The 6,426-nt window shown below is 61.1% G+C and carries 5 protein-coding genes and 1 pseudogene; all 6 read right to left on the minus strand.

What is annotated here, in order from left to right; genetic code table 11:
- Positions 1-8 precede the first annotated feature (8 nt).
- Positions 9-1,031: an ABC transporter ATP-binding protein gene (locus AC3WR3_RS08790; RefSeq protein WP_492291658.1), complete on the minus strand. Its 1,023-nt coding sequence runs from the start codon at positions 1,029-1,031 to the stop codon at positions 9-11.
- Entirely contained in the window at positions 1,028-1,942 is a 915-nt protein-coding gene (locus AC3WR3_RS08795) for an ABC transporter permease (RefSeq protein WP_492291659.1), read from the minus strand. The genes AC3WR3_RS08790 and AC3WR3_RS08795 overlap by 4 nt, the downstream gene beginning before the upstream one ends.
- 1 nt (position 1,943) lies before the next feature.
- Entirely contained in the window at positions 1,944-2,927 is a 984-nt protein-coding gene (locus AC3WR3_RS08800) for an ABC transporter permease (protein WP_005331240.1), read from the minus strand.
- A 117-nt stretch (positions 2,928-3,044) separates the two neighbouring features.
- Entirely contained in the window at positions 3,045-4,730 is a 1,686-nt protein-coding gene (locus AC3WR3_RS08805) for an ABC transporter substrate-binding protein (RefSeq protein ID WP_139435547.1), read from the minus strand.
- Positions 4,731-5,288: 558 nt separating this feature from the next.
- Positions 5,289-5,654: pseudogene (locus AC3WR3_RS08810) on the minus strand (TRAM domain-containing protein); the annotation flags it as partial.
- A 321-nt stretch (positions 5,655-5,975) separates the two neighbouring features.
- On the minus strand, positions 5,976-6,426 hold a 451-nt coding region (locus AC3WR3_RS08815), incomplete at its 5' end, for a hypothetical protein (RefSeq protein ID WP_492291660.1).

Here is a 6,426-nt window from a genome sequence, read left to right on the forward strand (position 1 = left end):
AGACATCCTTAACAGCCAGCGGCCTTGTCCAGATAGATGGGGTGGTTCAGGGATTCCTCGGCCGAGTCATAGAGGTGGCAGGCGGCCTGCTGCCCGGGCCGGATCTCGGCCAGCTGGGTATATTCCTGGCGGCAGCGCGCGTGCACCTTGCCGCAGCGGGCCTGGAAGCGGCAGCCGACCGGCACCTCCAGCAGGTTGAGCGGGGTGCCGGGGATCCCCTCCAGCACGGTTTTCGGGCCGTGCAGGGGGGGGAAGGAGTTGCCGAGCCCCCGGGTGTAGGGGTGCAGAGGGGCGGTCAGAATTGACTTGGACGGCGCCACCTCCACCAGCTCCCCCGCATACATGATGCCGATGCGATCGCAGAACTCGACCATGAGGGAGAGATCGTGGGTGATGAAGAGAATGGAGAAGTTGAACTTCGCCTTGAGGGCGTAGACCTTCTGCAGTATCTCCCGCTGCACCACCACATCCAGCGCCGTGGTGGGCTCATCCATGATGAGCAGCTCTGGGTTGAGCGCCATGGCGATGGCGATCACCAGCCGCTGGCGCATGCCGCCTGAGAACTGGTGCGGGTAGTCCTTGAGCCGGCTCGGGTGGATGTCGACTATCTCCAGCAGCTCCTGGGCGCGTTTGATGGCCTCGTAGCGGGTCATGCCGGGGTTGTGGGCCAGCAGCACGTCGCAGAACTGCTCCTCCATGCGCAGCACGGGGTTGAGCGCATTCATGGCGGACTGGAACACCACGCTCGCCTGGCGCCAGCGGTAGCTGCGCAGCCGCTCGTCGTCAAAGCCGAGGATGTTCTCCCCCTTGAACAGGATCTCGCCGCCGCTGATGTAGGCGGGCGGCTTGTGCAGCCGGGCCACCGAGAAGGCAACGGTGGACTTGCCGCAGCCGGACTCGCCGGCGAGGCCGAAGACTTCGCCGGGGGCGATGTCAAAGCTGACGGAATTGACGGCGCGCACGTCGCCGCTCTCTGTGATGTAGTCGACGCAGAGGTTGCGCACCGACAGCAGGGGTTGTTGCGAGCTCATGCTGTCTTCTCCTGGGCGGCAAGGGGGGTGACGGGGGCGGCGAGCTGTTTCCAGCGGCGCAGGCCCTTGTGAGAGCGCAGCTGCGGGTTCGCTATCTCGTCGATGGCGAAGTTGAGCATGGCCAGGCCCGCCCCCAGGGTGGCGATGGCGAAGCAGGGGGCCAGGATCTCCCACCAGGCGCCTACCAGGATGGCGCTGGAGGTCTGGGCGTTATAGAGCATGATGCCCCAGCTGACCACGGTGGGATCACCCAGCCCCAGGAACTCCAGGGTCGCCTCGGTGACGATGGCGTAGATGATGGAGCCGATGAAGCTTACGCCGATGATGGAGATGAGGTTGGGCAGTATCTCCACCAGGATGATGCGCCAGGCCGGCTCCCCCAGCACCTCGGCGGCGATGACGAACTCTTTCTCCCGCAGCGCCAGGGTCTGGGCACGGATCACCCGGGCGCCATAAGCCCAGGAGGTAAAGCCTATGATGAGCGCAATCACCGTCGGTGACGCCTCCCCGATAAAGCTCGCGAGCACCAGTAATAAAGGGAGGTTGGGGATCACCAGCACCACGTTCATCAGGAAGGTGAGACACTCGTCCACCACGCCGCCGAAGTAACCGGCTGTGATGCCGATGCCGATGGCGAGGGCGCAGACCAGCAGGCCTGCCCCGAAGCCCACCATCAGGGAGATGCGGGCGCCGCTGGTGAACTGGGCCCAGAGATCGTGGCCCATGCGGTTGGATCCCATCACCAGCTCCACGCTGGGGGGCTGGTGGGGGCGGGCGACCCGCTTGGTGGGCTCGTTGCTGGCGAGCAGCGGGGCAAACAGGGCCATCAGCACGAAGGTGACCACGATGGCGAGGCCGAAGGCCGCCTTCTTGTTGCCCAGCAGGATTTTCAGAATAGTCGGCATACGCATCTTATTTGCCTCCTGTACGCAGACGGGGATCCAGGAAGACATAGAGCACGTCCGCCAGGAAGTTGAAGCTGAGCATGGTGATGGTCATGATGAGCAGTTGCCCCTGAATGAGCGGGTAGTCGCGGGCCAGGATGCCCTGATAGAGGGTCAGTCCCAGGCCGGGGTAGTTGAAGATCACCTCTGTGATGAGGGAGCCGCCGATGACGAAGCCGAGTGCCATGGAGAGGGCGGTGACGCTGGGCAGCACGGCGTTGCGGGCGCCGTAGTTGAAGATGACCCTGTTGCTGGAGAGCCCCTTGGCCTTGGCCATGGTGATGTAGTCCTCGCCGAGCAGGTTGATCATGTTGTTGCGCATGGTGATGAGGAAGCCCCCCACCTGCACCATGGCCAGGGTGCCCACCGGCATGATGGCGTGCAGCATGATGCTCTTGATGTGTTCCCAGCCGAAATCGGCGGTGATCTCCGGGCTGTAGGCGTAGCCGATGGGCAGCCAGCCGAGGCTGACCCCGAACAGGAACAGGGCGAGCAGGGAGACCACCACGGGGGGAATGGCCTGCATCACCAGGGTGAGCGGGGAGAGGATGCTGTCCATGCGTCCCCCCCGGTACCAGGCGGCGAAGATGCCGACGATGGAGCCGATGGAGAAGCTCAGAATGGTGGAGGTGCCCACCAGGAACAGGGTCCAGCCGATGGCGCGACCGAGCACGTCGGCGACCGGTTGGGGGTAGTAGCGCACCGAAGTGCCGAGATCCCAGGTGAAGACACTCTTCACATAGGCGAGAAACTGGGTGGTGATGGGACCGTCAACGAACCCGAAGGTGGCCTTGAGGGCCTCGAGGGCGGCAGGTTCCATCATGGCGCCGGCCCGGGCGAACATGACGGAGACGGGATCTCCGGGCATGGCTCTGGGCAACAGGAAGTTGATGGTGGCGGCCACCAGGAAGGCGACCAGATAGAAGGAGAAGCGTCTTAGTATAAATCCCATGGTGATACCTTTTACTGCAAGCCTGCCCCGCGCCGGGCAAAGCTCCCCCAACCCCGGCAAAGACGGGGGATGGAAGACATGGCGGGGAAAGAGGCCCCCCGCAGGGGGCCGAGGTGATTAGCTGTTTGGCTTGAGTGACAACACGTGCAGCAGACGCTCCGGGGTGTCCGGGTGTACCTGCGGCTTGGCGACCGGGTTGTCGGCACTGAACCAGCCATTGAAGCGCTTGGTGCTGTATTCGTACCAGGTCGGGTTGTTGAACACCGGGATGATGGTCTGGTTGGCCCCGACGCGCTCCTGGATGGCAAACATGATCTCCTTCTGCTTGGCCGCATCGGCGGTCTGGGTGAAGTCATCGATCAGCTTGTCGAGTTCGGGATCCTTGTAACGGGGCGCCGCGAAGCGGTTGCCGCGCTCACCCATGTTGCGGGAGTGGAAGGCGGTCTCGAAGTACTTGTGCGGGTTGGCACCGGCAAAGTAACCCTGCAGGGCGACGTCGAAGTCACCGGTGATCAGGTTCTCGGTCCAGACGGTGGCTTCCGGGGTGGAGGTCTTGGCGTTCAGGCCCAGGGCCTGCAGGCCTTCGACCCCGATCTGGACTGTGTTGACCCAGTCGGTCCAGCCGTTCGGTACCAGCACCTTGAACTCGATCTTCTTGCAGCTCGGGGTGTCGAGGAACTTGTCGCCGTCACAGTCCTTGTAGCCCGCTTCCTTCAGCAGTGCCTTGGCACCTTCCAGATCGAACTTGTTGTACTTGCCGTATTTCTTCTCGACTTCCGGGTTGTCCCAGGAGGCGAATGCCTTGCCCAGACCCGACGGGTATTCGTTGACGGTCGGGTAGCCGTAGCCTGCGATGTCCACCATGGACTGGCGGTCCATTGCCATGGAGAAGGCGCGGCGGAAGTTGATGTCGTTGAAGGCTTCGTTATTGCCCGGGTTCTTGCTCTGGAAGTTGACGTTGAACGCCACCGTGCCGGAGGCCGGGAACCAGTACTTGTTGTTCTTGGGATCGTTGCCGACGTAGAGGCGCTCGATGTCCGGCACGAAGGAGCCGAACCAGTCCACGTCACCCTTCATGACGGCCGCCAGTACCTGGTCGTTGGTGGCCATCTGCGGCATGCGCAGGCAGTCGATGGCGAGGTTGGCGTTGTCCCAGTAGTGCGGGTTGCGGCACTGGGTATAGAGCTGGGCGGAGAAGTTGTCCACTTCGGTGAAGGGACCTGTGCCGACCGGCTTGTCGTTGGTGAAGGCAACCGGGTCTTTCACCGACTTCCACTGATGCTCGGGGACGATTGGCACCAGCACCAGGTCGTTCACCACGTTGGTGTTGACCTCGGCCAGGTCGAATTTGACCTTGTGCTCACCCAGCTTCTCGACACCCTTGATCTGAGTCCAGATGGAGCGCTCGTCCAGCGCCTTGTTGGCCTTGACCAGGTTGAAGGAGAAGAGGATGTCGTCGGCGGTGAAGGCTTCACCATCGGACCACTTGACCCCTTCGCGCAGGTCAAAGGTGACCGACTTCAGGTCATCGCTGAAGGCATAGTTGGTGGCCAGACGATAGACGGGTTTGCCACCCTGCATATCGTTGAAGATCACCAGCGGCTCATAGATGAAGTGACGGGTGGTGTGCAGCAGACCGGCCTGCAGGAAGGGGTTGAAGTTCTTGACCCATGCGGTCTCCTGTTGCGCGACCAGGGTCAGCACCGTCTTGTTCTCGGCGGCCATGGCAGTGCCGGCGGTACCGGCGAGCATCAGGGTTCCCAGCATGACTGAGGTAGCGATTTTGGATACTTTGGCAAGCATATTTTTTCCTTTCTTATTGGTCTTCCATGGTTTTGGAATGGAGCACCGGATCCCATGCTTGGATGCCGGCCCTCAATGTTGGTCAGGTTTTGCACCCTTGTAGTTGTGTCATCCAACGCCCTTAGAAAAGCAGAGTTAACAGGAAAACAACAACTCTTCATTTCGTCGATATCGTAAAAACTCGCACTCTCTCGTCATTATCGTCAAACTCTATTTTTAACCCTTTTAAATTATACAGTTGCATTAATTCTCACAAAGTACCAAGTCACCCTTTATGACAATTCAAAGACGATAGTGTGAAGTGGATCGTGCTCGTTTTTGCGCCCCTTCAGTGGCTTTTTTTTGAGCTTGAAACAAGCGAACCTGGGGGCGGGGCAGAACTGTGCGCTGGCTCACTAAGGGGGCATCTCCCGGTGAGTCGGGTGATGGCAGGCGGCCCCCCTCTTGCAGAAGGAGCCGGTGTAGGCTGCCGAGGGGGGTTGCGCAGGTGGCTTGCTGGCAATTAAAAAGCCAGTCAGCATTCACTGACTGGCTTAGGGTGTCACATCCGTTGGCGGATTAGTTGACCAGGCTGGCCCACAGATCGTACTCGTCCGCCTCGTCGATGCGGATCTTGACGAGATCGCCGGGTTTGAGGCCGGTTTCACCGTTCAGGTAGACCAGGCCGTCGATCTCGGGGGCGTCGGCGAAGGAGCGGCCGGTGGCACCCTCTTCGTCCACCTCGTCGATCAGCACTGTCATCTCCTTGCCGACCTTGCGGGCCAGCTTGCGAACGGAGACCTGCTGCTGCAGCTCCATGAAGCGCTGGAAACGCGCTTCCTGGACCTCTTCCGGCACAGGATCCGGCAGCTCGTTGGCCTTGGCACCCTCGACCGGGCTGTATTTGAAGCTGCCAACCCTGTCCAGCTCCACCTTGTCGATGAAGCCGCAGGCCAAGACCACCTTCACCCCGGCCTATCTGCCACGCCAGCTGCAGAACCGGTTGCAGGGTCATGGCGGGAATGTGCGACTTGGCTCCCGACCCCTTCCACTCCCTGGCTGGTTATGATATCCATTCGATAACCTTGTCTAGAGCATGCCGGTCTCGGAGCCTAGCTGCTGGCGAGGCCGCCGCTCGCGGGTGCGACCCTGGGTTTCGCCTCGTCGTGTTCATCCTTCCCCAGCCGGTCAGGGGTCATACGCAAAAGAGGCTTTATGGAGTTGTTGTTACTGGCTGATGCGCCATCTGCCGCAGGCGTGGTTGCCTCATGGTATTTTGACGAATGGTGCCGCGACAGTGGTCGCTGCACTCAAGAGCAGGTGCTGGCCAAGGTCACGGCGGCCACCTAGGTTGACCGGGCTCCGCTGATGGTACTGGCCCGCCTGGCCGGTGAATGGGTGGGGGCTGCCGAGCTCAAGATCCGCGAAATGGCGATGTTTCCCGAGTACGAACATTGGTTGGGTGGGGTCTATGTCGTTGAAAAAGCACGCGGGGAGGGGGTCGCTTCCTTGCTGGTAACAGAGATCCTCAGCCGTGCCCGCAGGGCGGGGATCAGCAAGCTGTACTTGCAAACCGAAAACCTGAGCGGTGGCGTTTATTGCCGCCATGGTTTCAAGGCCCTTGAGGAGGTCCATTATAAAGGCGCTGTCCCAGTTATGTGTTGAAAGGCTAACCTTGAAGCAAGCCATCACCTTGAGGGCCTCCATCATGGATACC

It is taken from the genome of Aeromonas sp. EU05-FHT14A05 (assembly GCF_058791175.1).